General features: G+C 62.1%; 21 protein-coding genes. 7 read left to right on the top strand and 14 right to left on the bottom strand.

The window, feature by feature from the left end:
* Positions 1-51: 51 nt before the first annotated feature.
* Positions 52-1,071, bottom strand: coding sequence for a TAXI family TRAP transporter solute-binding subunit (locus tag MSG32_RS04100; protein ID WP_248377942.1), 1,020 nt, complete (start codon positions 1,069-1,071; stop codon positions 52-54).
* On the opposite strand from MSG32_RS04100, the gene MSG32_RS04095 reads away from it, so the two are divergent.
* The gene (locus MSG32_RS04095) at positions 1,070-2,059 is read left to right on the top strand and encodes a LysR family transcriptional regulator (RefSeq protein WP_248377940.1); all 990 of its coding nucleotides are present in this window, start codon (positions 1,070-1,072) and stop codon (positions 2,057-2,059) included. The genes MSG32_RS04100 and MSG32_RS04095 overlap by 2 nt on opposite strands.
* A 59-nt stretch (positions 2,060-2,118) precedes the next feature.
* Here the strand turns inward: MSG32_RS04095 and maiA are convergent, their stop codons facing one another.
* From maiA to hmgA, 3 genes are all read right to left on the bottom strand, one after another.
* Positions 2,119-2,769 carry a maleylacetoacetate isomerase gene (gene maiA, locus MSG32_RS04090; protein ID WP_248378423.1) on the bottom strand — a complete coding sequence of 217 codons (651 nt, stop codon included), beginning with the start codon at positions 2,767-2,769 and terminating at the stop codon, positions 2,119-2,121.
* A gap of 145 nt (positions 2,770-2,914) precedes the next feature.
* Positions 2,915-3,934, bottom strand: coding sequence for a fumarylacetoacetate hydrolase family protein (locus MSG32_RS04085; RefSeq protein ID WP_248377931.1), 1,020 nt, complete (start codon positions 3,932-3,934; stop codon positions 2,915-2,917).
* Between the two features lie 109 nt (positions 3,935-4,043).
* Positions 4,044-5,372: a homogentisate 1,2-dioxygenase gene (gene hmgA / locus MSG32_RS04080; RefSeq protein ID WP_248377930.1), complete on the bottom strand. Its 1,329-nt coding sequence runs from the start codon at positions 5,370-5,372 to the stop codon at positions 4,044-4,046.
* Positions 5,373-5,620: 248 nt separating this feature from the next.
* On the opposite strand from hmgA, the gene MSG32_RS04075 reads away from it, so the two are divergent.
* The 5 genes from MSG32_RS04075 to MSG32_RS04060 all read left to right on the top strand — a co-directional run bounded on the left by MSG32_RS04075 (position 5,621) and on the right by MSG32_RS04060 (position 9,969).
* Entirely contained in the window at positions 5,621-6,139 is a 519-nt protein-coding gene (locus MSG32_RS04075) for a MarR family winged helix-turn-helix transcriptional regulator (protein ID WP_248377928.1), read from the top strand.
* 119 nt (positions 6,140-6,258) lie between these two features.
* Complete coding sequence (locus tag MSG32_RS17975; protein WP_084589600.1) at positions 6,259-6,426, top strand: DUF2256 domain-containing protein; 168 nt, start codon at positions 6,259-6,261, stop codon at positions 6,424-6,426.
* Positions 6,413-7,960, top strand: a complete 1,548-nt coding sequence (locus MSG32_RS04070; protein ID WP_248377926.1) for a DASH family cryptochrome — start codon at positions 6,413-6,415, stop codon at positions 7,958-7,960. The genes MSG32_RS17975 and MSG32_RS04070 overlap by 14 nt, the downstream gene beginning before the upstream one ends.
* A gap of 168 nt (positions 7,961-8,128) precedes the next feature.
* Positions 8,129-9,400, top strand: coding sequence for an ATP-binding protein (locus tag MSG32_RS04065; protein WP_176677262.1), 1,272 nt, complete (start codon positions 8,129-8,131; stop codon positions 9,398-9,400).
* Between the two features lie 32 nt (positions 9,401-9,432).
* Positions 9,433-9,969 (top strand): response regulator transcription factor, encoded by a 537-nt coding sequence (locus MSG32_RS04060; RefSeq protein WP_043336058.1) that lies wholly within the window; start codon positions 9,433-9,435, stop codon positions 9,967-9,969.
* 152 nt (positions 9,970-10,121) lie between these two features.
* Here MSG32_RS04060 and MSG32_RS04055 read toward each other — a convergent pair whose 3' ends face one another.
* From MSG32_RS04055 to MSG32_RS04030, 6 genes are all read right to left on the bottom strand, one after another.
* Complete coding sequence (locus tag MSG32_RS04055) at positions 10,122-10,895, bottom strand: 3-hydroxybutyrate dehydrogenase (RefSeq protein ID WP_248377924.1); 774 nt, start codon at positions 10,893-10,895, stop codon at positions 10,122-10,124.
* Between the two features lie 224 nt (positions 10,896-11,119).
* Positions 11,120-12,538: an ATP-binding protein gene (locus MSG32_RS18075; protein ID WP_248377922.1), complete on the bottom strand. Its 1,419-nt coding sequence runs from the start codon at positions 12,536-12,538 to the stop codon at positions 11,120-11,122.
* Positions 12,535-13,197, bottom strand: coding sequence for a response regulator (locus MSG32_RS04045; RefSeq protein ID WP_107334631.1), 663 nt, complete (start codon positions 13,195-13,197; stop codon positions 12,535-12,537). The genes MSG32_RS18075 and MSG32_RS04045 overlap by 4 nt, the downstream gene beginning before the upstream one ends.
* 147 nt (positions 13,198-13,344) lie before the next feature.
* Positions 13,345-14,235, bottom strand: a complete 891-nt coding sequence (locus MSG32_RS04040; RefSeq protein WP_248377920.1) for a hypothetical protein — start codon at positions 14,233-14,235, stop codon at positions 13,345-13,347.
* Between the two features lie 322 nt (positions 14,236-14,557).
* A complete protein-coding gene (locus MSG32_RS04035; RefSeq protein WP_248377918.1) occupies positions 14,558-15,286 on the bottom strand; it encodes an LrgB family protein in 729 nt (242 codons plus the stop codon).
* The gene (locus tag MSG32_RS04030; RefSeq protein WP_248377916.1) at positions 15,283-15,804 is read right to left on the bottom strand and encodes a CidA/LrgA family protein; all 522 of its coding nucleotides are present in this window, start codon (positions 15,802-15,804) and stop codon (positions 15,283-15,285) included. Before MSG32_RS04030 ends, MSG32_RS04035 begins: the two co-directional genes overlap by 4 nt.
* A gap of 321 nt (positions 15,805-16,125) precedes the next feature.
* Here MSG32_RS04030 and MSG32_RS04025 point away from each other — a divergent pair, with 321 nt between their 5' ends.
* Positions 16,126-19,311: an EAL domain-containing protein gene (locus tag MSG32_RS04025; RefSeq protein WP_248377914.1), complete on the top strand. Its 3,186-nt coding sequence runs from the start codon at positions 16,126-16,128 to the stop codon at positions 19,309-19,311.
* A 178-nt stretch (positions 19,312-19,489) separates the two neighbouring features.
* On the opposite strand, the gene MSG32_RS04020 is transcribed toward MSG32_RS04025, so the two are convergent.
* The 4 genes from MSG32_RS04020 to MSG32_RS04005 all read right to left on the bottom strand — a co-directional run bounded on the left by MSG32_RS04020 (position 19,490) and on the right by MSG32_RS04005 (position 25,450).
* Positions 19,490-21,592 carry an HlyD family efflux transporter periplasmic adaptor subunit gene (locus tag MSG32_RS04020; protein WP_248377912.1) on the bottom strand — a complete coding sequence of 701 codons (2,103 nt, stop codon included), beginning with the start codon at positions 21,590-21,592 and terminating at the stop codon, positions 19,490-19,492.
* 3 nt (positions 21,593-21,595) lie between these two features.
* A complete protein-coding gene (locus MSG32_RS04015) occupies positions 21,596-22,894 on the bottom strand; it encodes an HlyD family efflux transporter periplasmic adaptor subunit (RefSeq protein ID WP_248377910.1) in 1,299 nt (432 codons plus the stop codon).
* 74 nt (positions 22,895-22,968) lie between these two features.
* On the bottom strand, positions 22,969-23,781 hold the full coding sequence (locus tag MSG32_RS04010; protein WP_248377908.1) for an efflux RND transporter periplasmic adaptor subunit: 813 nt from the start codon (positions 23,779-23,781) through the stop codon (positions 22,969-22,971).
* 37 nt (positions 23,782-23,818) lie between these two features.
* Entirely contained in the window at positions 23,819-25,450 is a 1,632-nt protein-coding gene (locus MSG32_RS04005) for a TolC family protein (protein WP_248377906.1), read from the bottom strand.
* Positions 25,451-25,484: the final 34 nt, after the last annotated feature.

Below are 25,484 nucleotides of genomic sequence, written 5' to 3'. Positions count from 1 at the left end.
CTTCTACAGTCAGGCAAACGGTCACATGTATGTGGCCGTTCCAGGCGATTGTTATTGTGTGACTTTCAAGGTGGCGGGGATGTCGTAGCCCTGCTCCCGGTAGTAGCGCAGTGCACCGGGATGCAGCGGCACATTGATGCCGGCAAACGCCGTGCCCGGCGTGACGGCCTTCAGGAATGAGGCGCTGCTCTGCACGCTGGCCAGGTTTTCCCAGAAGGCCTTGGTAGCCTGATACACCACGTCTTCAGACATGCTGTCGTTGGTACCGATGAACTGGTAGTACGCGAGGGCCGTGACCTTGCCCTGGGTCAACTGCCCGTCGTAGAGACTGCCGTCAAAGCTCGTCGTGCCTCGCCCTGCCTGGCCGATGAGGCCATCCAGCCGGTGGGAGGCAATGGCGCTGTCAGGAATGGAGAGGATCCTGAATTCATCGGTGAGTCCGAAACGCTCGATATTGGCGGAACCGACTTCCGCGGGACGAATCATCATGTCGATCTTGCCATCCGCCAGCGCTTCGTAGGCCTCACCCCAGCTCAGACGGACGGCGGTGTAATCCTCTCCCGGCTCATAGCCGGTGATACCGCGTATGAGGGCTTCTGAGGTAGCAGCGGCCGAGCCCGCAGGCGGGCCGGTGAAGACTGTCTTCCCCGCGATGTCTTCCCAGCGTGTGATCCCCGAGCCTTCCAGTGTCACGGGGTGATAGACACCACTCTGAAAGCCGAGAATGGCGCGCAGATGAGTCGAAAGCTCCGGCGCATTCGTGATGGGCTGATACATCCCGCCCCCCTTTGACATCATGTCGACCAGCGAGGGGACGGATGAAAAGAAATCCACTCTGCCGCGCGCCCCATTGAGCATGGATTTTGTCAGCGTCTGACCGGCATTGACCTGAATATTCACATCGGCCAATCGTGCTTGATTGACGAATGATACGAACATGGTGTGCACGGAATCTCCCGCCCCGGCGGTTTCTCCCTTGTAGACCTTGGCCTCGGCGAACCCCGGCGAAAGAAAGGTTGCGAAAAGCAACGTAACGGCAAGGAAACTTGCACGTTTAGCATGGGTTTTCATGGCGTACTCCTATTGTTGTAACGTCAGATTAGCCTCGTTGTCTTATGATGAAAAATATCAATTCCGACATTTTGCATACCAGGTTGATATGAATATCGATCCGCGCCATCTGGCTCAACTTTCAGCCATCGTGGAAGAAGAATCCTTCCAACTGGCTGCCGAAAGAATGGGGCTGACACAACCCGCCATAAGTCGAAACATGCGCGGACTGGAAGCAAGACTCGGGTCACCACTCTTCGAACGTTCAGGCAAGCGTTCCCTGCCGACGGCACTGGCAAAACGCCTGGCCAGGACAGGGATGGCGGTTCGCGCGGCACAGGCCGAGGCCGAGATGGATGCCAGCCTGATGGCCGAAGGCAAGCGCGGCATCGTGCGCATTGGCGCCCCTCCCATCGTGGCTGGGCGCTATCTGACGCAGATTCTGATTCAGTTTCTGGAGGAAAAACCCGGCTGGCGCGTCGACCTGAAAGTGGGACTGGTCCCTGAGTTGCGTTCCATGTTGTCGCGAGGAAGAGTCGATATCGTGATTGGCCCGCGTGATGTGATGAATGCCGATACGGGGATCACGTTTTCCCCATTGGTGGAGGACAGGATAGGAATACTCTGCCGGGCAAATCATCCCTTGGTTCACCAGACGAAAGTCTCACCGAAACACCTTCAGTCTCACTCCTGGCTGGCACATTCTCGCGACAGTCTGTTGCGACAACAGACGGAAATGGCATTACTGGAATCCGGTGTAGAGAAACTGGATATCGTCTGTGAAGTAGGCGCGATCAGCGCCGCGCTCGAGATCGTCAGTTCGACCGATCTTTTGACGGCAATGCCGGTCAAGATGACGCTCCCGCATCTCGAAGATCGCTTGAAATTCCTTGAATTTGACCACCCACTATTTCATCGCCCCATCGGTTTATCGACACGACGCAATGCTCAGCTCGATGAAGGCGCCAAATGGTTGATAGACAGATTCAGATGTCGAGGGGTCACCTGAAACGACAGCGCCCCACCGCTTCGGGTGGGGCGCTGCTTGCTGCCTTGAAGCCATGCGCGTCAGGACGCCGGACAATCTGGCTGACGCTCGGGGTGGGCCTGCTGGAAGGCTTCCAGTGACTGACAGGCCGCCTCGATGGCCAGAATCCTCGGGTAGTCCTTGAGTTCACACTCGAAGCGGCGCGCATTGTAGAGCTGGGGCATCAGGCAGGCATCCGCCATGCCCGGGCTATCGCCATGACAGAAACGTCCCGCACTTTCCGCCAGCATCACTTCCAGACGCGCGAAGCCCTCGGCGACCCAGTGTCGGTACCACTCAAGGCGCTGCTGCTGGGTGACCTCAAGCCGATCGGTCAGATAATTGAGCACGCGCGGATTGTTGAGCGGATGCATCTCACAGGCCATGAACTGGCACAGTGAGCGCACCTTCGCACGCGCTTCCGGCGCTGAGGGCAACAGCGCCGGGGTGGGCCAGCGCTCCTCCAGATATTCCATGATCGCGAGTGACTGGGTCAGGGCCACAGATGCTGGGGTATCTCCCACCATCAGGGTCGGCACCAGTCCCTGGGGATTGATGGCCAGATAGTCCTCGCTGCGCTGTTCGCCCTTGAGCAGATTGACCGGCACCTGAGCGACCTCTATCCCCTTGAGCGCCAGCGCGATTCTTACCCGATAGCTGGTAGATGAACGGTAATAGCCATACAGGCTCATTGAACTCATGCTGCACTCCCCTGTGACACGGTTGAATGCCGGCCGCCCCTTCGCACTGCCTCGCACCCAGTTGGCTTGAGGCTTACCGGCACACGACGTCTTCCCGAGACGTGTCTCTGAGAAGCTCTGCCTCACGACGCCGCCCTCAGGCGTCCAACTGCGTCACCTGCTGATCAATGGCGCCGAAGATGCTCTGGCCATCGCGATCGAACATCTCGATGCGGATGCGATCACCGAAACGCATGAAGGGCGTGCGAATCTCATCAAACAGGATCTTCTCGACCATGCGCACTTCGGCCAGACAGCTGTAGCCCACGCCCCCTTCGCTGATCGGTTTGCCGGGGCCGCCATCCTTGCCGGGATTGGACACGGTACCTGAGCCGATGATCGCACCGGCGCCCAGGGGGCGAGTCTTCGCGGCGTGCGCCACCAGCTGCGGGAAGCTGAAGATCATGTCTGGCCCGGACTCTGGCTCACCGAACTTCTCACCATTGAGATGCACGCTCAGCGGCAGATGTACGCGACCCTGCTGCCAGGCATCCCCCAGCTCGTCCGGCGTCACGGCGATGGGCGAGAAGCTTGACGACGGCTTGGCCTGGAAGAAGCCGAAGCCCTTGGCCAGCTCGCCGGGGATCAGCCCACGCAGACTGACGTCATTGACCAGCATCAACAGGCGAATGTGGTCCTCGGCCTGCTCCGGACTGACGTGCATCGGCACATCATCGGTGATGACGGCGATCTCGCCTTCGAAATCGATGCCATGCTCCTCACTGGCACATACGATATCGGCGCTGGGGGCCAGGAAGCTGTCGCTGCCGCCCTGATACATCAGCGGGTCATGCCAGAAGGTCTCGGGCATCTCGGCGCCACGCGCCTGACGCACCAGCTGGACATGGTTCAGATACGCCGAGCCGTCTGCCCACTGATAACTGCGCGGCAGCGGGGAATGCAGCGCCTGACTTTCCAGCGCAAAGGCGTCCGTCAGCGTGCCATCATTGAGCGCCGCGTAGCGTTGCTCGAGCCCGGGCGCCAGCGACGTCCAGTCTTCCAGCAGCGCCTGCAGCGTCGTTGCGACATCCGCGACCTTGACGGCGCGGGTCAGGTCACGGGAGACCAGCAGCAGCGTTCCATCACGGGAACCATCCTGGTAGGTAGCGAATTTCATGGGTGCCTCCTTGAAGAGCAACGTGAGCAATAATGCAGGAATTGCCTGGGGTCGGATGACGATGAACAGTCAAAGGTCATCGCCGATGCAGGGTGAATTAAGGAGTGAATCAAGGGGTGAATTGTGGACTGGTGTGAGGCGTGAAGTGAGACGCGAGCCCCTGCCAGACCGAGCCGTAGTCGCGCTGCCGAGCGCTCGACGACAGGGCCTGTGGGGTGGGCTGGAACAGATAGCGACTCTCGAACATGAAGGCGAGCGTATTGCCCTGATAGCGGGGGGCAAGTTCCGCCTGACTGGCGGCCTCGAAGGTGGCAGCGTCGGGGCCATGCGGGGTCATGGCGTTGTGCAGACTCGCGCCGCCCGGACGGAAGCCTTCGCGCTTGGCGTCATATTCGCCATGGATCAGCCCCATCAGCTCGCTCATCAGGTTGCGATGGAAATACGGCGGCCGGAAGGTGTTCTCGGCGACCATCCAGCGCGGCGGGAAGATCACGAAGTCGAGATTGGCGACCCCGGCGGTGTCCGACGGTGATGTCAGCACGGTGAAGATCGAGGGGTCAGGATGATCGAAGCTGACCGTATTGATGGTATTGAAGGTCGCCAGATCATATTTGTAGGGCGCGTAGTTGCCGTGCCAGGCCACGACATCCAGCGGCGAATGATCCAGGCTCGCGCGCCAGAAACGCCCGCCGAACTTGGCCACCAGCGTGAAGTCACCGGCTTCGTCCTCGAAACGCGCCGATGGCGCGAGGAAGTCACGCGGATTGGCCAGTCCATTGCTGCCGATGGGCCCCAGCGAGGGCAGCTCGAGAGGCGCGCCATAGTTCTCGGCCACATAGCCTCGACAGCCCTTTGCGTGTCCCGCCAGCGGATTGAGCTGGAACTTGATACCACGCGGAATCACGACGATCTCGCCGCTGGCGACTTCCAGCAGGCCCAGCTCGCTGCGCACCTCGATGGCACCCTGCTGCGGCACGATCAGCAATTCGCCGTCAGCATTGTAGAAAAAGCGCTGCTGCATGCCGCGAGAGAAGGCGTAGAGATGCGTGGCACAGCCCTGCTGCGCCTGGGCATCCCCATTGACCGCCAGCGTGATCAGGCCTTCCAGAAAATCGCCGGCGCAGAACGCGATGGGGTCCCAGCGCATCGGGTTGGGATCCGGCATTCTCTCGGCCAGCGGTGCGGTGGCGACCTGCGGCATCTCCATGGGCTGATAGGCGCCCTGCACCACCGAGGGCCGAATGCGGTAAAGCCAGCTGCGCAGATTGTGGCTACGCGGCGCGGTGAAGGCCGAGCCACTCAACTGCTCCGCGTACAGGCCATAGGGGCAACGCTGGGGAGAGTTCTGGCCCTGCGGCAAGGCGCCAGGCAACGCCTCGCTGGAGACATGATTTCGAAAACCGGCGTGATAATGACACTCAGCATTGCGCTCGCGCATGACGATTCATCTCCTTGTGGGCTCGCGGCTCCTGATGACCTGGGGCATCCACGGCACGACATGCCGCCACCGCCCTTAAATAGTTACATATGAAACCATATAGACAGATTCATACCTTGGCAATCGCTCAAGTGCTCGACTTTTGTCTTGCTAGCTGTCGAAAGTGGTAACATCGGTAACCTGATCCGACCGCCATGCACTGTCGTGACAACGCTGGTCAGCCCTCTCACCGAGACAGGTAACTCTCGATGCAACGCACTGATGACACTCCCGAAGCACGCGATGCCCTTGATGGGGAAGCCTCACAGGAGACGCCCCGCTGCGAGCTGGATCTTGACCAGTTCCTGCCCTATCGCCTCAACCGACTGGCCGAGCGCACCAGTGAGGCGATGTTCGCCCGCTATGGCGAGCGCTTCGCCATCAATGTCGCCGAGTGGCGTCTGCTGGCCTGGTTGAGCCGCGGCGTGCCGCTGACCGCGCGGGAAATCAGTCTGCGCACCCACATGGACAAGGTACGCGTCTCGCGCGCCGTCAAATCACTGGAAGGCCGTGAACTGATCCTGCGTCGTCCGAGCGAGCAGGACCAGCGTGCGCAGCTGCTCGTTCTCACCGCCGAGGGCAAGGCCATGCTCGCCGAACTGATTCCCGAAGCGCGGCGTTTCGAGGATGAGCTGCTCGGCGCCGTCAATGCACGCCAATACCGTGATCTGCTGCTCACCATGCAGACTCTGGAGCGACAACTGGATCAATTGCCGGGCGGCGACTGAGGCAGGCAGGCACGCAAGGCACTCATCAACTGAACGACAGGGGGGGGTTCCTGGCCGCCATTTCGTGTGACGTACAATTATGGTATAGGTTGCGTACTGTTTTAAGGAGCCTTGCCAGCATGCATCGCAAACCGCACCTGCCCAGCAAACTGTGCCAGACCTGCCAGCGCCCCTTCACGTGGCGCAAGAAGTGGCAGGACTGTTGGGACGACGTACGCCATTGCAGTCAACGCTGTCGTCGCAACGCACGCCAGCTGGCACGGGAGGCGCGCGATGACGTCCACTGACCCCTGGCTGGTATGGTTGAACGAGGACCTGCGCCTGGATGACAACCCGTTGTGGCAAGCCGCGCTCGAGGAGCAAGCCTCGCACCTGCTGGTCGTGCATGTGGTGGCGGAGACGACCTTTCAGCCCTTCGGCAGCGTCAGCCCCGGGGAGCCACGCCTGCAGCCGCTCAGCACGGGACGGCAACATGCCCTGCTCGGGAGCCTGGAATCGCTGCGCACGCGTCTTCAGGCACTGGGCAGTGATCTGCTGATCCTCCACGGTGACGCGGCACAGCTGATTGCGCAACTGGCAAGGCAATATGGCTGCCGGGGCGTCATCACGCGCCGAGCCACGGGCGTGGTGGAACGACGCCAACAACGCGCGGTGGCAAGCCAGTGTCGCCTGCGGCAATTGAACAGTGGTTTGCTGCTGGACGAAGACGAGCTGCCGGAACCACTCGCCGCACTCCCCGAGAGCTTCAGTGCCTTCCGGCGCAAGCTGGAGAAGGCCCGCCCGAGCCTCACCGACATGCCTGCCCCGCTGGACGCGCCATCCCGGCTCCCCGGTTGGCCAGAGGCCGCCCCTCGTGGCTTTCAGGGCACGGCCAGACTCCTGCTCAAGGCTCGCCAATGGCAGGCCGACACCCGTGGCGAATACACCTTTGCCCCCGGAGAGCCCGCCGGCTTGCAGCGCCTGCAGGATTACCTGAGCCCGGCCTTCGCCGGCCAGTACAAGACCACTCGCAATCGCCTCAGCGGCGCGGATTTCTCGACCCGCTTCTCCGTGTGGCTGGCACTGGGCTGTCTGTCGCCGCGGCGGATACTGGACGCGCTGCACCGTTTTCAGACCACACTGCCCGAGCACTGTGAACATCCGCAGGCTGCCTTCAAGGACAGCGACTGGATCCGCGTCGAGCTTTTATGGCGCGAGTACTTCCACTGGGATGCACGGCGGCTGGGCAGACACACCTTCACGGGCGAGTCCCCAGGCCACTACGCGGCTCAGCCGCAAAGCCATGCGCAGACGCCGGAAGCGCTTGAACGCTGGCAGACCGGAATGACCGGGATACCGTGGGTCGATGCCGGCATGCGTGAACTGGCGGCTACCGGCTGGCTAAGCAACCGCATGCGCCAGAACGTGGCGAGCTTTCTGGTCAAGGACCTTGGCGTGGACTGGCGCCAGGGAGCAGCCTGGTTCGAGCATCAGCTACTGGATCACGACGTCGCCTCCAACTGGGGCAACTGGCGCTATCTGGCGGGTATCGGACGTGATCCGCGCGGGGATCGCCACTTCAACATGATGAAGCAGTCACGCCAGCATGATCCTCTCGCCCATTACGTCAGCCGCTGGATACCGGAGCTTGCGACACTGCCCGCCGGCATGCAGCGCCATGCGCCCTGGCTCGCCTGGTCAAGCAGCACCGGCCGCGACAGATCAGCAGGAAGCTACCCGCGCCAGCCTCTCACGCATGTCGAGGGCTGGGAGGCCCATCTGGCCGACATCACACCGACACGCGTGACGCCCTGGCTGAGTGGCTCCTTCGAGCGAGGCTGATAACTTTGAACCACGAAGAGAGCGCCACAAAGCGGGTGCAACGAAGAGGGTGCAACGAAGAGAAAGCAACGCAGGGGATTGCATGGCGCCTTGGCGCTAACTGGCCGTCAGGGCTGCACTTTATGAGCCTTATTCACTATCATGGCCGCATTCCTCGCAGGAGTCGTCATGAATCAGCCGCTACCGCCACCACTGTCCACGCCGCACCGCAATCTCATTCGTCTGACCATCGCGCGCGGCATCACCTGGACCGGCTTTCTCATCCTGATCATCTTCGGGCTCGAGATCATCGGCTTTCAGCTCAATGTGCTGCCCGTCATCTCGATCATCATCGCGATGGGGCTGGTCAATGTCGCGACCTGGTGGCGCCTCGGGCAGTCGCATCCCGTCACCGACACCGAGAACCTGATTCACCTGCTGGTGGATATCGCCGGCCTGACGATGCTGTTCTTCCATACCGGTGGCTCCACCAACCCCTTCGTGCCCTATTATCTGGTGCCGGTGACCATGGCGGCCGCAACGCTCCCGTGGCGTTATGCCTGGGTGATTGCCGCGGTCGGCATGGGCTGTTACAGCTTCCTGATGGTGTTCTATGAGCCGGTGCCGCAGCTGGCGACCTATGAACTGGGCGGACGCATCAGCCTGCATGTCATCGGCATGTGGCTGAACTTCGGCCTGTCGGCGTCGCTGGTGACCTACTTCATCTACAAGATGGCCCATGCCCTGCGCACCCGGGATCAGGCGCTGTCCACCACGCGTGAGGCCGCCCTGCGCAGCGAGCAGGTATTGGCGGTGGCCAGTCAGGCCGCCGGCACCGCGCATGAGCTGGGCACCCCTCTCTCCACCATGGCGGTGCTGCTGAGCGAGATGCGCGAGGATGCCAAGGACAGGAATGACCCCCAGCTGGAGGATGATCTTGCCCTGCTGCGCAGTCAGGTCGACACCTGCAAGCAACGCCTGCAGGCGATGGTAGCCGCGGCCGATCGCCGCCGCATGGAGCAGCCCCAACCCATCAATGCTGCCCAGTGGCTGGAGGAAATCGTGCAGCGCTGGCTGGTGGTACGCCCGGACGTGCAGCATAGCGTCGAGGTGACGCCCGGCGCTGAACAGGCCTCCATGCTGGTGGATACCACGCTTGAGCAGGCGCTGATGAACCTGCTCAACAATGCCGCCGACGCCTGCCCGGATGATATCGAGATCACCCTGGAGCAACGCGATCAGGAAGTGCTGATCGACATCCGCGATCATGGCGATGGTGTGCCCATGGCGGTGGCGGATCAGCTCGGCGAGACCTTCATCTCCACCAAATCCAAGGGCATGGGCATCGGCCTGTTCCTCACGCATGCCACCATCAATCGGTTCGGTGGCGGCGTCAGTCTGTACAACCACGAAGATGGCGGCACCTTGACGGAAGTGCGCCTCCCCCTTCATCTGACATGATGGCGGCAAAGACCGCCCAAGCGAGAACCCTGATGAGCGATGCAACCCGACTGCTGATCATCGACGATGATGAATTCTTCTGCCAGGTCACGGCGCGCGCCATGACGCGCCGCGGCTATGAAGTGGAAGTGGCCCGTGATGAAGCCCAGGCACTCAGCGTGGCACGCAGCCACCGCCCGGAGTTGATCACGCTCGACCTGAAGCTCGAGCAGAGCTCCGGCCTCAAGCTGCTGCCCGAGCTGATCGCCCTGCTGCCTGACACGCGTATCGTGGTGCTGACCGGCTATTCCAGCATCGCCACCGCGGTGGAAGCCATCAAGCTCGGCGCGGTCAACTACCTGTGCAAGCCCGCCGATGCCGACGAGATTCTCAACGCCTTCAACCGCGAAGGCGGCGACCCTGCCGCCGAGATCTCCGACAACCCGCCGTCGGTCAACCGCCTGACCTGGGAGCACATCCAGAAGGTGCTCAACGAGCACGATGGCAACATCTCCTCCACCGCCCGCGCCCTGGGCATGCACCGCCGTACCTTGCAACGAAAGCTGCAGAAGCGTCCGGTCAAGCGCTGAGACATCGGCGCTGCCGTAGTCTGCATCCCAGGCGACACTTCGCTGCCGGCCAAGCAAAAGCCCTCACCATCCTCGCTCGCAAGCGCGAATCGATGGTGAGGGCTTCGTGTCTCTGCACTGCCTGGAATGAGCCGTTGCTCAAGGGTACGCCGTTACTGCGCCGTCCACCCCAGGTCCATGTTGAAGCTGGAGCCGGTCACTGAGCCTGCCTTGTCGGAGGCCAGCCACACCGCCATGTCCGCCACCTCGGAGGGATCGATCATGTGCTTGATCGCCGCGCCCTTGAGCATGATCTTCTCGATCACTTCATCCTCGGGCATGTCATTGAGCTTGGCCTGCTCGGCGATCTGCTTGTCGACCAGCGGCGTGCGCACATAGGCCGGGCAGATGGCATTGGCGGTGATGCCACTTTCACCCCCTTCCAGCGCAGCGGTTCTGGTCAGCCCCATCAAGCCGTGCTTGGCACTGACGTAGGCTGCCTTGCCCGGCGAGGCGACATGGGCGTGGATGGACGCCATGTTGACGATGCGCCCATAGCCATTCTTCTCCATGTGCGGCCAGGCCGCCTGGATCAGCGTGAATGGCGCACTCAGCATCAAGGCGATGATCTGATTCCACTTGGCTTCGGGGAAGTCCTTGATGCGCTCGACATGCTGGATGCCGGCATTGTTGACCAGGATATCGAGACGCCCGAAACGGGACACGGCTTCTTCCACCGCCGCGCGACATTGCTCGGCGTCCGTCAGGTCGGCCTTGAAGAAGGCAGCCCCTGCCTTGTCGGCGACTTCTGCCCCCTCATCACTGAAATCGACCGCCAGCACCTGATGCCCGGCATCGCACATCGCTTGCATGATGGCGGCGCCGATACCACTGGCGGTGCCGGTCACCAGTGCAACACGGACAGGGGAAGACTGTTGTTCACTCATGCGAATCTCCTGACAGAGGGGAATGTCATGCTGCTCTGCAACATATAATGAAGATAGCGCTAATCTAGCCGTCTTTGCCACCCGACCATCGCCGAGTTGCACTCCCCGCTGGCATTATCGAGCGCCAGCCAGCATCACAGCCGCATGATGCATTCGACGCAATCATTGGCCTCCGCTGACGCAACCCGGCTGCCAGGCGCTGTCGTAGACGTAACGCGAACCTGCTATGACGGGAAGCGAACCTGCACCAGCAGCCCCGGCGCCTGCGGCGTTCCCAAGGGGCTCTCCTTCAGCGCCAGCGCTGCGCCTAGTCGCCCGGCGAGCTCGCGCACGATGGAAAGGCCCAGCCCGGAACCTTGAGTCTTCTGGCCGGCCAGACGCACGAAGCGTTCAAAGACGCGCTCGCGTTCACGCAGCGGAATTCCGGGGCCCGTATCGGCCACTTCCATGCGCCATCCAGTGTCGTCGCGGCGGATATCCAGACGCACCTCTCCGTCTTCTGGCGTATAGCGCAGCGCATTGTCGAGCAGATTGCGCAGCAGCACGTAGAGGCCGTTCTCGTGACTGACCAGCTGCGCGCCGGGTGCAACCTCGATATGCAGCTTGATGCCTCGCTGACGTGCCATGGGGCCCAGGTCCCGCGCCAGCTCATGGGTCAGCTGGGCGAGATCGACCGGACGACGCGGTGCCTCTGCACCGCTTTCCAGCCGTGACAGGGTCAACAGCTGCTCCACTACCCGCGTCATGCGATTGACGCCATCCACGATCATGCGTGCCGAGCGCCGCGAGGCCTCATCCCTGGCATCGGCCTCCAGATTCTGGGCATGCACCTTGATGCCCGCCAGGGGAGTCCGCAATTCATGGGCGGCATTGGCCGTGAAGCGCCGCTCCTTGTCGAGGGTGTCCGCCAGGCGCGCCAGCAGTCCATTGAGGGCATCCACCATGCCGCGTATCTCGTCCGGCGCCTCGCTGGCATCCAACGGCTCAAGGTACCCGGGTTGACGGGCCGTGATCTGATGACTGATGCGCAAGACGGGACGAAAACCCCGCGAGACCGCCACACCGATCAGCAAGGCGATCACGAGCAGCCCGACCACCAGCGCCAGCACGTTGTGCAACGCAATCTGGCCGGTCAGTTCATCGCGCACATCTTCACGCTGGGCCGCCGTGACCCAGATGCCACTCTCGGGGAAATACAGCGTGAAGGTGAACCAGTCATGGTGATTGTCATGCTGCCTGCCATAGCCGGGCACCGGCAGGTAATCGAGCGCCACGGAGCGTGACGAGAGGCCAAGCAACGGCTGGCCCAGCGCATCCCACATCTGGAAGACCAGCTTGTCTTCATAGACATGTCCCAGCGGGGATTTCTCATGGCCATCGGCAAAGCTCAAGGAGGGCGGACGCAGGCTGAACTGGCCCGATGTCATCTGCTGCAACGTTTCCTGACGCTCGACCGGTGTCAACGACGCGAGTCGGGACTGATAGAGTCGCCCCAGCATGCGTGCATTCTGGGCCAGCTCAGCATCGAACAGCTCATCAATCTGCTCGCGGGAATCGAAGTAGCTCCAGGCGGCGGCCGTCCCCAGCACGACCACGACGCCACCGATCAGGTTGCGCCGCAGGAAACTGCGGATGGATTTCACGTGAGTTCCCCCAGCCGATAGCCCACACCGCGCACGGTCTTGACCACCCCGGTGCCGAACTTGCGGCGCAGATGGTGCACATGTACCTCGATGACATTGCTCTCGACATCGCCATCCCAGCCATAGAGCTGCTCGACGAGCTGATCCCGGCTGAAGACACGACTGGGGTGCAGCAGCAGGAACTCCAGCAGATCGAACTCGCGCCGCCCCAGCGCGACCTCACTACCGGAGAGCGTGACAGTGCGGCCAGCCTGATCAATGCGCAACGGCCCCAGCTGCAGGCAACCGCTGGCCTGCCCGGCATGGCGCCTCACCAACGCACGCAGACGCGCCACCAGCTCGGCAATGTCGAACGGCTTGACCAGATAGTCATCCGCCCCGCCGTCCAGACCACGTACCCGGTCGCTGATGTCATCACGTGCCGTCAGGATCAATACCGGCAACGTCTGGCCCTGACGGCGCAGGTGACTCAAGACCTGCAGACCGTCGAGATCCGGCAGGCCAAGGTCCAGCACCAGCACATCAAAGGGCGAATGCTTGAGCGTGGCGGCAACGTTGGCGCCCTCCTTCAACCATTCAGTGCTCATGCCTTCGCGGCGCAGGGTATGGTTGACCCCCTCGCCCAACAACGGATCATCTTCGACGAGCAGAACTCGCATCTGGACTCCTTGAAATCGTTCTGATTCTGCCATGTCATATCGGGACATGAGGGGACATGAGACAAGACGTCCGCCACCGAAAGGTGACGGACGTTGCAAGCATACTGCGGGATAGCACATCGCCTGCGTCGACAGCTCAGCTAGCCATCACACACCGCTGCGTGCGCGACGCCCCTGGTGTCGAGCATGGCGCCATCTGGCCAGACGCGCCTTCAGCAGCATCCTCTGCTCGCGCAGCCCGAGCGCGCCACGCTCCAGCATGCGGCGCGGCCCGCCGATGACCCGCCTCAACGCCTCACCCGCCATCAACCAGCCATACGCGAGCGGGTGCCTGGCTCGCGCCAGCCGCAGCCGGAAGATCAGCTTGCGCGCCTGACGCCCCACGCTGACAGGATGATTGCCCTGATGACGCGCCAGGCGCATCAACAGAGGGTCCTCTTCACCGGTGATCAGCGCCGGGGTATGCAACCTGATACGTGAGTGCTTCGCTGTCGGTAGCGGAACGAAAAAGTCGCCATCTGCCTGCACGATCAGCTCCAGCAGCGGGCGTCGGCCATCCGCCGAGCCATGCAGCTCAAGACACTCCAGTACCTTGGCGCGCACCTCGGCCGGCCAACCCCCACGCTCGAGCACATGCCAGGCGCGGCCACTCTCCAGATGCCAGCGGCCATCGCCCGGCAGGCTCAGCAAGGTATCGGGGCGCTCCGAAGCCGGGATGTTGTGCAGTTGCGTGCATAGTGCGTCACCCCTCACATCTGCGTGCGTCAGTGACAGGCGGCGGTGTTGCTGGCCACTCGGGGTGGGCAACAACCTGCACAGCAAGGCAAGGTCATCCCCCTCTCGCTCGACCAGAATCAATGCAGCCCCTGCCGCTGCCAGCTGCCAACAGAGCTCTCGACAGCTGGAGGCCATCGGCGCCTCGACCAGTACACGATGCCCGGCAAGGCCAGCGGGCTTGAGCTTTGCAGCGGTGCGGGCAAGACCAATGCGGGCAAGACCAGTGCGTTCAAGAACTGTGCGTGCAAGAGAAGTGAACATGAGGGCTTTCCTTGGGTCGAGGCATTGCCAGACACAGAGGCGCGAGTGGATGCCACGCCTTGTGGACCTGCGTAGGAGCATGATCGATCAGCTCACTGACAGACATGTGGCAACGAGGTGACATCTCCACAAGACGTGCTGGCGATTGCCATGGCCAACACGCAAGCGCTGAGCTGAACCATGGAGTGATCACCAGCATGAATGGCTGCGCTTAACGCAAACTTAAGCTCTCACAGACGATGCCACGATAACGCTGGCCTTCCTGCTTCAAGCTCGCCGCCTGCTCACCTCCAGCTCGACTCTCCACCAATGCCCCTCATGCTTAGAAGCCGAACAGCCTGACGATAGGCGGCACGATGAAGGCGGTCAGCAGACCGGTCAGCCCCATCGACATGCCAGCGAAGGCACCCGCCAGCGTGCTCACCGACGAGAAGCAGAAGGCGGTACCGATACCATGCGCCGACAAGCCCATGGTGAAGCCCGTGACGGTATCGTCTCGCGCCCCTGCCAGTCGCATGACTACGGGGCCTACCACACAGCCCAGGGTGCCGGTCAGCAGTACCAGCCCTGCCGTCAGCGAGGGAATACCGCCCAGTTTTTCGGCGATCCCCATCGCGATCGGCGATGTGACGGATTTGGGCGCCAGGCTCAAGGCCACCTGGGTATGTGCCCCCAGTGCCAGCGCCAGCCCCAGGGTGGTGGTCACGGCGGTGACGATACCGACGCAACAGGCCGTCAACAGTGGCCACAGCATCTGCTTGACCCGATCGAGATGATCAAACAGCGGTACCGCCAATGCGACGGTGGCTGGCCCGAGCAGGAAGTGAATGAACTGGGCCCCTTCGAAGTAGGTGGGATAGTCGGTGTCCGTCAGCCACAGAAACCCGATGATCAGCGCGATGGAGACCAGTACCGGATGCGCCAGCGATGCGCCCCGGGCCAGACGATTGATCGCCGTCGCCAGCAGAAAGGCCACCAGCGTCAGCAGCAGATGCAGCAATGGAGAAGCGCTCAGGTACACCCACAGGGCGTCAAGCGGGGCCAGATTCATGAGGACACCTCATCGGCGCTGGGTGACTTGCCCCCTGCTCCACTCGGTGTCGCAGAACCTCGATCGATCAAGCGCTGCAACAGCCAGGCCGTGACGAACTGGGTAACCGCGATCGACGCGACCAGCGTGATGGCGATGGCGGTGAGATCGCGTGCGATGAGCTCGAAATGGACCATCACGCCAACGCCCGCAGGCACGAACAGCAGCGACAGATGCGAGAGCAGGCCATTGCTGGCAAGCCTGAGACTGGCAGGCACACGTTCCCGCAGCAGCGCTCGGGCCAGCTGACGTTGACCGAGGTCTCGACCCGCATTCTCGTCAACACGCAGCACTCCTTCCCCCTCTCTGTCCGGGGCAGGCAACAACCGTTTGCGCAGCCGCCCTCGCAACATCAACCCCAGCAACAGGAACAACATTCCCAGTACTGGCCCCGGCACCGGAAGCAACAACGCACGCCCCGTCACCTCGCCGAGAAACTGGCAAAGCAGCAAGATGCAGAACCCCTTGATCAACGCCATTTCCTTACAGACTCCTCTTGACCGTGTCAGCCCGTCAGGCCGCCATGCTGACAATTATGTCACAGCCATCCCTGGCGCCCTTGCCTCTCCCTCCCGGCATCCTCATGACCCCAGCGCCCTTACTGCCCTCAGTGCTCTCAGTGCTCTCAACCCCAACAACGGTGAGGCAACGCTTTACTGTGATAGTCTGCGATCTTGACCCCCATCACCGTTACAGACAGGGAAGGCTGCGACACGATGCCAGATTCTCTCGGGCTTGATACATCCATTATTCCCAATTGGATCAAGACATTGCGGCATGAAGAGGATCATCAGGCCCTGATGATCCTTGAACTGGCTGCCGACCTGGCTGGCGCTCCCATTGCGATGATCAACCTGCGTGATGGCGAGCAGCTCAAGCGCTGGTTGAGTCTGGACGACAACGTGCACGAGTCCGTCCCCATCAACGATGCGCTGTGTGGCGCAGCGGTACTGCAAGCCAGTCCCCTCATCACGTGTGACGCCCGTCGACAACCGGAACTCGCCGGTTGCAGTTCGGTTCTTGCCGACGGAATTCGTTATTACATCGGCCTGCCCCTCAAGGCAGACAATGGCGAGATAATCGGCTGCATGAGCCTGGCGGACGCTGAGCCGCGTCAACAATTGCCCAGCCCGGACGTCCTCGTCCGGCTGGACAAGCTCGCGAGCCTGGCGACCGAGGCGCTGAAACGTCAGGTCAATCAAAGCTACCTCAATGCAGAGTTCGCAGACAGTCAGTCGCGCGCCAGCTGGATATTGCGCAGCATTTCCGATGGCATCATCGAGTGGAAAACAGGCAACGAGAGACTGACCATCTCTACCCGCCTGGAAAACCAGTTGGGGTATGAAGCCGGCACACTCGACACCGCACTCGAGGCACTGCATGAGAGAGTCGCGCCCGACATGCGTGATGACTTCAAGGCCTTGATCAACGCCAAGCGACTGAGCGGGATGCCTTTCAATTGCGAGTTGCTGATCCGCACCCAGCAGGGAGATCATCGCTGGTTTGAGCTGCGCGCTCAATTCGAGGTCAGAAACGGCGCGCCCTACCGCTTCATCGGCTCATTGCTGGATATCCATCAGCAGCATCTGGCCAAGGATGCCCAGGCCGACAAGCTGCGCCGCTATGAACGTCAGCAGGCGGCCTTGATCGAGCTCGGCAACACCCGCCACGATGAGAACGCGCAGCTCGACAGCCTGCTGCCGTGGTTATGTGAGCAAGTCGCCAAGGGCCTGCAGATTCGCAAGGTAAGCTTCTGGTACATGAATGAAGACCGCGACTGCCTGTCGCTGGCCCATGTCCATGATGCGTGGGTCCCCCCGCCGCACGATGCCACGCATAGCACAGTCCCCACTCGCCTTACCCGCACCCAGAACCGGGTCTATTTCGAGGCTCTGGATGCCGGTCATGCTCTCGCCCTGGCCGACGTGACCAAGGCCAATCAGGAATTGCTGTTTGATGGCACCTTCCGCTGCAGCGTGAAAGCCATCATCGACAGTCCGATCCGTGTGGCGGGCCAGGTGGTGGCCGTCATCTGCTGTACGGAAAGCAATGCCCCACGCGAATGGGCAGATGATGAGCAGGCGTTTCTGGCCTCGGTGGCGGATCACGTCTCACAGCTCATGACCGAATTCGAGCAACAGGCCTCTCAGAAACGCCTGCGTGCCAGCGAGCGGCGCTACCGCGCCACCTTCGAGCATTCCGCTGTCGGCATGGCGCACCTGAGCACCAGTGGCCAGCTGTTGCGCGTCAATCAACGACTCGAGGGCATCTTGGGCTACACCGCCGCCACCTTGTCGCAGAGTGTGATACGCGAACTGATCGAGCCGGAAGACCTGGAAAGCTTCCTGCAGCAACATCAGGCCCTGATCGAGCAGCGCAAGGACTTCTTTACCCAGCAATGCCGCTTCATCCATGCCTCCGGCAACTCGGTGCATGCAGAGATCAGTGTCTCTGCGGTCGAGGCGACGCCAGACCAGGATGGCTATACGCTGCTGGCGCTGATCGACAATACGCTCAATCACACCATGTCGCAGCGCATGGCTCACGAGGCCAATCACGACAGCCTGACGGGCTTGCTCAATCGCGGCGCCTTCAAGCGTGAACTGACGACACTTTGCGATGATGCACGCGCCACTCGCACACTGCATTGTCTCACCTACATAGACCTGGACCAGTTCAAGGTCGTCAATGACACCTGCGGCCACTCGGCCGGCGATGCGCTATTGATCCAGCTGGTCGACGTCATTGCCGCCGGCTTGCGCAAGCAGGATCGTCTCGCACGCCTGGGAGGGGATGAATTCGGCTTGCTGATGCCCGACATGTCGCTGGACGCCGCCGAGGCACTGCTCGAAGAGATGCGCCAGTCCGTCACCAATTTCCGATTCATGTGGGAAGACAAGCTGTTCACCATCAGTACCAGCATTGGCCTGGTGAGCATCGACAGCAATCACAACGACCCGCACCAGCTGCTGAGTGCCGCCGACGCTGCCTGCTATGAAGCCAAGGATGCCGGGCGCAACCGCATCCATCGCCACAGTGAATCCGGTGACGAGGTAGCTCGGCGCATGCAGGAGATGCACTGGCTGACAGAAATCACCGCGGCCATCGAAGAACAGCGCCTGGTGCTTTACCAACAGCCGATTGTCAGCACCCTCGCCACTGCACAAGCTGGCAACGCAGAGCCTGGCAACGACCCGCACTGCGAGCCGCTCAGCGAGCTACATTACGAAGTGCTGGTGCGCTTGAAAGGCCGGGACGGCACCATCATTGCGCCGGGCGCCTTCCTGCCTGCGGCGGAGCGTTATGGCCTGTCAGCCGCCATCGATGAACATGTCATTCGCCAGTACCTGAGCTGGCTGGCAGCGCACCCTGCGCATGCCCAGCGACTGACCATGGTGTCACTCAATCTCTCCGGGCACTCCATCAGCAGCCCGAGCTTTCGCGACCTGCTGGTCACGCTGGTCCGCGACAGTGGCATCCCGGGTGACAAGCTGTGTTTCGAGATCACCGAATCCGTCGCCATCACGCGGCTGGGCGACGCTCGCGCCTTCTTCGAGGCACTCGGCGCACTCGGCTGTTCCTTCGCGCTGGATGACTTCGGGAGTGGCGTGTCCTCCTTCGGCTACCTGAAGAACCTGCCCGTCGACTTCCTCAAGATCGATGGCGCCTTCATTCGCGACATGGACACCAACCGCGTCTCCTACTCCATCGCTCGCGCCATTGCCGAGGTCGCGCGAGAAATGGGCATGAAGACCGTGGCGGAATTCGTGGGGAGTACGCAAGTGCTCGCCTCCGTCGCCACCATCGGCGCCGACTATGTGCAGGGCTATGCGCTGGGCATGCCGGAGCCACTCGAGACAATCGCCATCTGCTCCAATACCGATGACGGCCACGGCAAGGGGCATACCGGCGACACGGACTCCAGCCCGATCTCACGGGTCAATGACGCTCGCGTGGCGCAGCCTCTTGCTCCTAAGGCCGGCTGAATCAGGGCTTGCCGAATCAAGGCGGAGCGCACCATAGAGCAGAGCGCGGCATTTCCTCAAGACCACACAAGAGAAGCCCAGCCTCCGAGCGGCAAACGCCACTCGTAAGCTGGGCTTCTGTGCTCTTATTCAGAGTGCAGGATGCAGAATGCAGAGTGCAGGAGGAAGAATAGCGGTATCAGAAACCGGATTCGCGACGCCAGACCCCCACCACTTCACGCCAGGTTCGGCTCAACAGGCTGCGCGGCTCAGTCTCGACGTTGACCATGCCGCGCCGGCCAGGCATCGAGAGTGACAAGGCCTGCGAGAAGTCCACTGGCTCAAGCGTGACCCGATAGAGGCTGCGCATCAGTTCCAGCTGCCCTTCCTCGCCCTCGCGAACCTTCAACTCCCCTCCGTAGGGCGCGGCCATTTCCGGCTGCTCAAGCACTGCCACTGCCTGAGGTTCGATGCTGACCACGCGCATTTCCAGCGGCTTGCCTACCGGCGCCAGCGGATAGAACCAGGCAGTGGCGCCTTCATCGACGCGCAGCACCTCTTCCTCTTCCACCCAGGCCGTCAGGGTCACCTGCCGGGGATTGCGCAGCGTCATCACCCACTCCCCTTCACCGACCCAGCCCCCTTCTCGCAAGGCAGGATTGAGCGAGTGCACCTTGCCGGCGAATGCCGCCTCCAGCTGACCGGTCGCCTGCTCGGCTTGCAGCGCGCTGACCCGTTGGCGCTGCACGTCCAGATCAGCCTGCACCACCGGGCTATCCTGCAGCAGCCTGCGATCCAGACCACTGGCGGAGCGACGCCAGTCCAGCTGCTCCACGCGACGCTCGGCACTGGCAAGCCGCTGGGCGACTTCCGGGGCACTGATGGTCGCCAGCGCTTGACCGGCGCTCACCTCGTCACCCTGGGCGACATCGAGACTCAGTCGGCCACCGAAGGGGGCTTCGAGACGAGCCGAGGGTTGCTCCAACCACCCCGGCAGGCGCAGCTCGCTCTGCCAGGGCCAGACCAGCAAGGCCCCCAGCGCCACGATGATCATCCCGGTACGCAACAGAGCCAGATTGGCGCGTGGCTTGCGACCTTCACTGAACCAGCGCCGAATTTCATTCACGATTGGCCGCATGATGAAGTACCAGATCTCGACGGCGAACAGCACGATGCCGAGAAGCTTGAAGAAGAAGTGATAGACCGCCAGGGCGATCCCGAGAAACAGCAGCAGGCGATACACCCAGACGCCGACCGCGAACAGCACCAGGGCACGCTGCGGACGCTCAGGCGGCGCTTCCTTGAAGGCGAACAGCCATTCACGCAGCTGCCAACGCGCCAGCGCCTGGGAGCGCGGTTCAAGGTTGGGCTGTCGCCAGGCATCCGACAGCAGGTAATAGCCATCGAAGCGCATCAGAGGATTGAAGTTGACCAGCGCCGACATGATCCAGGTCGTCGTCGCCAGCCAGAAACACAGGGTGCGCAGCAAGCCTTCCGGCAACAGATGCCAGCACAGTAACGCCAGTACCGCGATCGAGAGCTCGACCGCGACACCCGCGATATCGACGCCAACTCTGTCCCGGGCCTCGGTGAGTCGCCAGGCATCACTGGTATCGGTGTAGAGCACCGGCCAGCCGACGATGAAGGCCACCCCGATGGTCGGGACGCGCGCGCCCTTGGCCTTGGCGACGAAGGCGTGCCCCAGCTCATGCAGTATCTTGACGAAGACCAGCGCCAGCCCCAGCGTCAGCCAGCCGCCGACAGCGCCCAGTGCCGCGAAGCTCGCGATGAAGGTATCCAGCTGGCGTACCGTCAGCCATAGGCCCACCAGAAACATGACCGCCAGGCTCCAGAAGAAGCCCCGGCTACCCAGCCAGCGTACCTTGTTGACGTGCCGGCTCAGCCAGCGATCCGGATTGGCCAGCGGAATGCGCACGAAGAGATAGTGATGCATCAACCACTTGAGCCCGGTGGGGCGCGACTCAAGACGGCGTTGGTAGCGTTCCTGCTGCCCGGGATCCCCGCGCACCAGATCATGCTGACGCAGAAATTCCGACAGGGCGCGCAACTGCTCGCCAGGCACTTCACGACCGAGACTGGCACTCGCCTGTTTGGCGGCTGCCGCTTCCTGACCACCGCGAATGAAGGGCAGCAATTCGATGGCGGCCTCGCCCAGTCGATAGAAGCGCTGGGCGACCGGGTCATGCAGCAACCAGCGCCGCTTGCCATCGCGATCCTGCTCGACGGGGTGCAACTTGAGGTCTTCGCGCAGCACGGCCAACGGGGGAGTCTGTGAAATCATGCCTTACCACCCGGTCCAGCTGCGCAGCGTGGCCCACGGGCGACGGAACAGGTAATAACCCAGCGTGACCTGTTCCCCCTCGACCTTGGCCGTACCACGCCAGCCGACGCGCGGCAGGTTCTCGGTATCGCTCAACACGGCGTGCGCGCGGTAGGCGAGCTCGCCAGCCGGCGCCAGCTCGGCCCGATAATTGACGTGCGTCAGTCGTGCTTCACGAACCTGGGAAGGGTCCACATTCAAGAACAACGAGACCTCGGCGCCTTCCGGCAGCGGGATGTTGTCGGCACTCGGCAGCCAGATTTCCACCTCGGCGCCCCGAGTGTCGGCCACTTCCAGCAGACGCTCGCCAAGCCTGACCGGACGCCCTGCCCAATCGCTGGTATCGCCGAGGATCGCGACACCCTCACGCGGTGCTTCGACGCGCACACGCGTCAGCTGTGTTTCAAGGAAATCGACGTCGGCACGCGCCTGGTCCACCCGTGCCCTCAACAGCGGCACCTCGGCACTGGCCTCACGCTCGGTGAAGGAGCGCTGCCGGGCACGCGCATATTCCGCCTGCGCTACCGCCAGAGCCTGATTGGCTTCGGCCAGCCGCCCCTTGAGCTCGGCATCATCGAGACTCGCCAGCAACTGGCCCTTCTCCACCACCTGATTGGGCGCCACGGACAAGTCCTTGAGCACGCCATCCAGGGGTGAGCGGATGATACTGCTGACCTCCGGCACCACTTCCGCCTGCCCCAGCACGGAAAGGCGTACCGGCACCAACATCAGCAGACCGATCACCACCAAGGCCGCGCCCCACAGCAGGCGCTTGCCCACCGGCTGGCGCCTGCGACCCGAATGACGTGCCAGCACGTTCTCGGCACCTTGCACCCAATGGGTCAGCAGGCGTTGTTCGGCTTCATTCCAGGGTTTTTCGCGCAACAACAGCAAGCCACCCTCGATACGGCCTCGCCATACCATGGGCACCCAGAGTCCTTCACGCGGCCAGTACTCACTCCAGTCTTCGGCAAGAGACGCATCGCGTTCCTTGAGACGCTCCGGCGTCAGTGACATGACCTGCTCGGGCTTGGCCGCCCGGGAGTCACCTGCCTTGTCGGAGACGACCAGACGATCGAGATCAAACGCCTTGATGACGCGTCTTGCCCAGTGCAGATAGGGGCTCTGCTGCTCGACATCGGTGGCGCCGGAATGTGACGAGAGCTTGCCATTGCTGACCAGCAACATCTGGCGCGCGGGAAAGAGGTAGCCTGTGTCATTGACCAGCACATACTCTGCTTCCTTGCGCCCCTTGGCGCTCATCAAACGCTTCTGCAAGGTGATGAGGCCCGCCAGGCGATCTGTCGTGACATTGCCTGGCATTTCGACCCGCCGATTCATTGTGCCGCCTCTCCACTATCCACATCCTCGAGGGTGGAAGGACTCAGAGAGGGAAAACGGACCTCGCCACTCATGCCGGGCTTGATGCCGCCATCCGGCTTGGCATCCGGCCGCGCGATCACCTTGAGGGTCTGGCTGACCGGGTCGATATTGTCGACGACGCGCACGATCTTGCCGGCAAGTTCCGCCCCCGTGGCATCTGCGGTGAAGGTCATCGGGGTGTCCGCGCCGACCTGCCCCAGCCACATGGCGGGAATGACGGCCTCGATCTCGAGCTCGTCGGAACTCACCAGCTCCAGCATCGGCTCGCCATTGGAGACGAACTGATGAGGATTGACCGCACGCGAGACCACTTCCGCGTCGAAGGGTGCCGTGATGGTGCAATCGCTTAGATAGACATCCGACAGCTTGACCGAGGAACTGGCCTCATTGACCGCCGCTCGCGACAGATCCACGTCCAGCTGGCTGACATTGTCATAGCGCGCCAGCTGCTTGTTGACCTTGTACTGGGAGCTTGCACCGGACAGACGCGCACTCGCGACTGCCCGTTCCGCCTTCAGCGAACGGCAATCGAAGCGCACCAGCACATCGCCCTTGTTGACCTCTTCCCCGAAACGCCGATTGACTTCCAGCAGGCGCCCCGACAGGGGCGCCGCCAGAATGGTGGAATTGACAGCACTGACCTGACCGCGAACGGTCGGTTGATCCGCCCCGTGAGCAGTATTCATCAGCCCGGGCAGCATGGCGACCAGCAGGGTTCCCCCCAACCTCGCCATGCGGCGATTGATACCTTTACCAGCGATCATCATCGTCAGCATCCCTGTTGAAATATGGCGGGAGGCTAGCTTACAGACTGGCCTGACCGTCCTGTGCTTGGGTTGTCTCGGACTGGGCTTCCAGCCAGAGTGCCGGGTCCTGCAATGGCAGGCTGCCGCCAGACCACTGACGGAATGAGGCATCCAGGTTGCTGGCCAGCGTATCGACGTCGTAACGCTGATAATCCTCGGGGACCGGATTGAAGCCCAGGCTGAACAGGAAGCCACCATAGGCGTCCTGTGCATCGGCGTAGGCCAATGAATTGCTCAGCACGGAGTTCAAGGCCTTGGCCTGGTTGAGCAGGGATTGCGTCCCCGAGATCGCACGGCTTGCCCGCGCCTGCTTGCTGAAGTCCGCGATCTGCTCATCCAATGCCTGGAAGCGCTGTGCGATCGCCAGGCTATCCAATGAGTTGTGGTACTGCTGCCAGCCCAGATTCACCCGTGCCAGCGTCGCCATGTTGCTGGCGAGACGACGCGCTTCGACCATCTGGTCACGCGCTTCATTCTGAGCCTTGATCTCATCGATCGCGAACAGGCGGAAGATATTCCAGCTGACTCGCACACCCGCCTGTGCCCAAGTGTCGTTGTACAGATAGCTGTTGCTGTCGTAATTGGCGCTGTAGGAGAACTCCAGCCCCGGCAACAGTCGCACCATGCTCTTGCGCGCTTCACGTTGCGCGATGCGCGCATTGTAGAGCTGACCGACGTATTCCCCGCTGTTGGCCAGCGCGACACGCTCCAGCACATCCAGGTCGTTGGAGGGCAACGGAGGAAGTTCCGGCAACTCACTCGGCGCCTGCAAGGGGATCTCGACATTGGGGGCCTGATTGATCAGGCTCGCCAGTTCGATCTGGGAGGTCTCGACAGAACGCTGCAAGCTCTTGAGATTGCGCATGATGGAGAGCAGCTGGCGCTGCTCCTGCAGGACATCCAACGGCGCCCGCAGTCGTTCGCGCTGGATCTGATCCAGCTGCGCGAGCGCCTTTTCGGTGTCTATCAGCAAGGCATCGATGCGCGGCTTCAACTTCTGCGTCACCGCAGCCTTCCAATAGGCGCTGCGCGTCTGCTGAAGCAGCTTGGCCATGATGTCACGCCGGGCGTTCTTGACGATCAGGAAGCGGTCCGCTTCCTGCTTGGCCTTCAGGTAGCTGACACCGAAATCCAGCACGTTCCAGGAAAGGCGCAGATCGGCATCGGTGCGGTCCTTGTCGACAGAGGTCGACTGGGCAAGGCTCTGCACGCCGGTACGCACGTTCTCGCTCGAGGAGGCATCTTCATTGTTACGGCTGGTGAAACCGGCATTTGCCGCCAATACCGGCAGCATGTCCATCTTGGCCAGATTGAAGCTCTGCTCGGCCAACGCCTGCTCCATCAACTTGACGCGATTGTCGAGGTTGTACTTCAGCGCGCGCGCCATCGCATGGTTCAGATCCAGCGGCTCGGTGATGGCCGGTGTCATCTGCTCGAAGAGCGTCTCATCGCTCTGGATGGCGGCCGCGATATCCTGACGATCCAGAGGCTCAGGTTGCACGGTGCCGCATGCCGACAAGGCAATACCCGCCGCGCTGATGGCAACCATCGTCGCCAGAGTCTTGAGACGACCCCGCCCGCGTGATTCAGGCAACGCCCGGGCGGTTTCCGTTTTTTCGTTTCCCGACATGATATCGCCTCGTTCCCTTGCTCTTGTTCACCCG

The organism is Cobetia sp. 1CM21F, assembly GCF_023161745.1.
GTDB classification, from domain to species: domain Bacteria; phylum Pseudomonadota; class Gammaproteobacteria; order Pseudomonadales; family Halomonadaceae; genus Cobetia; species Cobetia amphilecti.
The sequence above is the reverse complement of the archived record's forward strand: the minus strand, read 5'-3'. Positions and strand labels throughout refer to the sequence as shown.

What these genes read in the sequence shown, in the direction of transcription:
- MSG32_RS04010 (WP_248377908.1), bottom strand. Translation starts at nt 23,781, where the DNA reads ATGATGATCGCTGGTAAAGGTATCAATCGCCGCATGGCGAGGTTGGGG.
- MSG32_RS04075 (WP_248377928.1), top strand. Translation starts at nt 5,621, where the DNA reads ATGCAACGCACTGATGACACTCCCGAAGCACGCGATGCCCTTGATGGG.
- MSG32_RS04015 (WP_248377910.1), bottom strand. Translation starts at nt 22,894, where the DNA reads ATGAGCGCCAAGGGGCGCAAGGAAGCAGAGTATGTGCTGGTCAATGAC.
- MSG32_RS04065 (WP_176677262.1), top strand. Translation starts at nt 8,129, where the DNA reads ATGAATCAGCCGCTACCGCCACCACTGTCCACGCCGCACCGCAATCTC.
- MSG32_RS04085 (WP_248377931.1), bottom strand. Translation starts at nt 3,934, where the DNA reads ATGAAATTCGCTACCTACCAGGATGGTTCCCGTGATGGAACGCTGCTG.
- hmgA (WP_248377930.1), bottom strand. Translation starts at nt 5,372, where the DNA reads ATGCGCGAGCGCAATGCTGAGTGTCATTATCACGCCGGTTTTCGAAAT.
- MSG32_RS04005 (WP_248377906.1), bottom strand. Translation starts at nt 25,450, where the DNA reads ATGTCGGGAAACGAAAAAACGGAAACCGCCCGGGCGTTGCCTGAATCA.
- MSG32_RS04100 (WP_248377942.1), bottom strand. Translation starts at nt 1,071, where the DNA reads ATGAAAACCCATGCTAAACGTGCAAGTTTCCTTGCCGTTACGTTGCTT.
- MSG32_RS04030 (WP_248377916.1), bottom strand. Translation starts at nt 15,804, where the DNA reads ATGGCGTTGATCAAGGGGTTCTGCATCTTGCTGCTTTGCCAGTTTCTC.
- MSG32_RS04045 (WP_107334631.1), bottom strand. Translation starts at nt 13,197, where the DNA reads ATGCGAGTTCTGCTCGTCGAAGATGATCCGTTGTTGGGCGAGGGGGTC.
- MSG32_RS04020 (WP_248377912.1), bottom strand. Translation starts at nt 21,592, where the DNA reads ATGATTTCACAGACTCCCCCGTTGGCCGTGCTGCGCGAAGACCTCAAG.
- MSG32_RS04040 (WP_248377920.1), bottom strand. Translation starts at nt 14,235, where the DNA reads ATGTTCACTTCTCTTGCACGCACAGTTCTTGAACGCACTGGTCTTGCC.
- MSG32_RS04055 (WP_248377924.1), bottom strand. Translation starts at nt 10,895, where the DNA reads ATGAGTGAACAACAGTCTTCCCCTGTCCGTGTTGCACTGGTGACCGGC.
- MSG32_RS04025 (WP_248377914.1), top strand. Translation starts at nt 16,126, where the DNA reads ATGATCCTTGAACTGGCTGCCGACCTGGCTGGCGCTCCCATTGCGATG.
- maiA (WP_248378423.1), bottom strand. Translation starts at nt 2,769, where the DNA reads ATGAGCCTGTATGGCTATTACCGTTCATCTACCAGCTATCGGGTAAGA.
- MSG32_RS17975 (WP_084589600.1), top strand. Translation starts at nt 6,259, where the DNA reads ATGCATCGCAAACCGCACCTGCCCAGCAAACTGTGCCAGACCTGCCAG.
- MSG32_RS04070 (WP_248377926.1), top strand. Translation starts at nt 6,413, where the DNA reads ATGACGTCCACTGACCCCTGGCTGGTATGGTTGAACGAGGACCTGCGC.
- MSG32_RS04060 (WP_043336058.1), top strand. Translation starts at nt 9,433, where the DNA reads ATGAGCGATGCAACCCGACTGCTGATCATCGACGATGATGAATTCTTC.
- MSG32_RS04035 (WP_248377918.1), bottom strand. Translation starts at nt 15,286, where the DNA reads ATGAATCTGGCCCCGCTTGACGCCCTGTGGGTGTACCTGAGCGCTTCT.
- MSG32_RS04095 (WP_248377940.1), top strand. Translation starts at nt 1,070, where the DNA reads ATGGCGTACTCCTATTGTTGTAACGTCAGATTAGCCTCGTTGTCTTAT.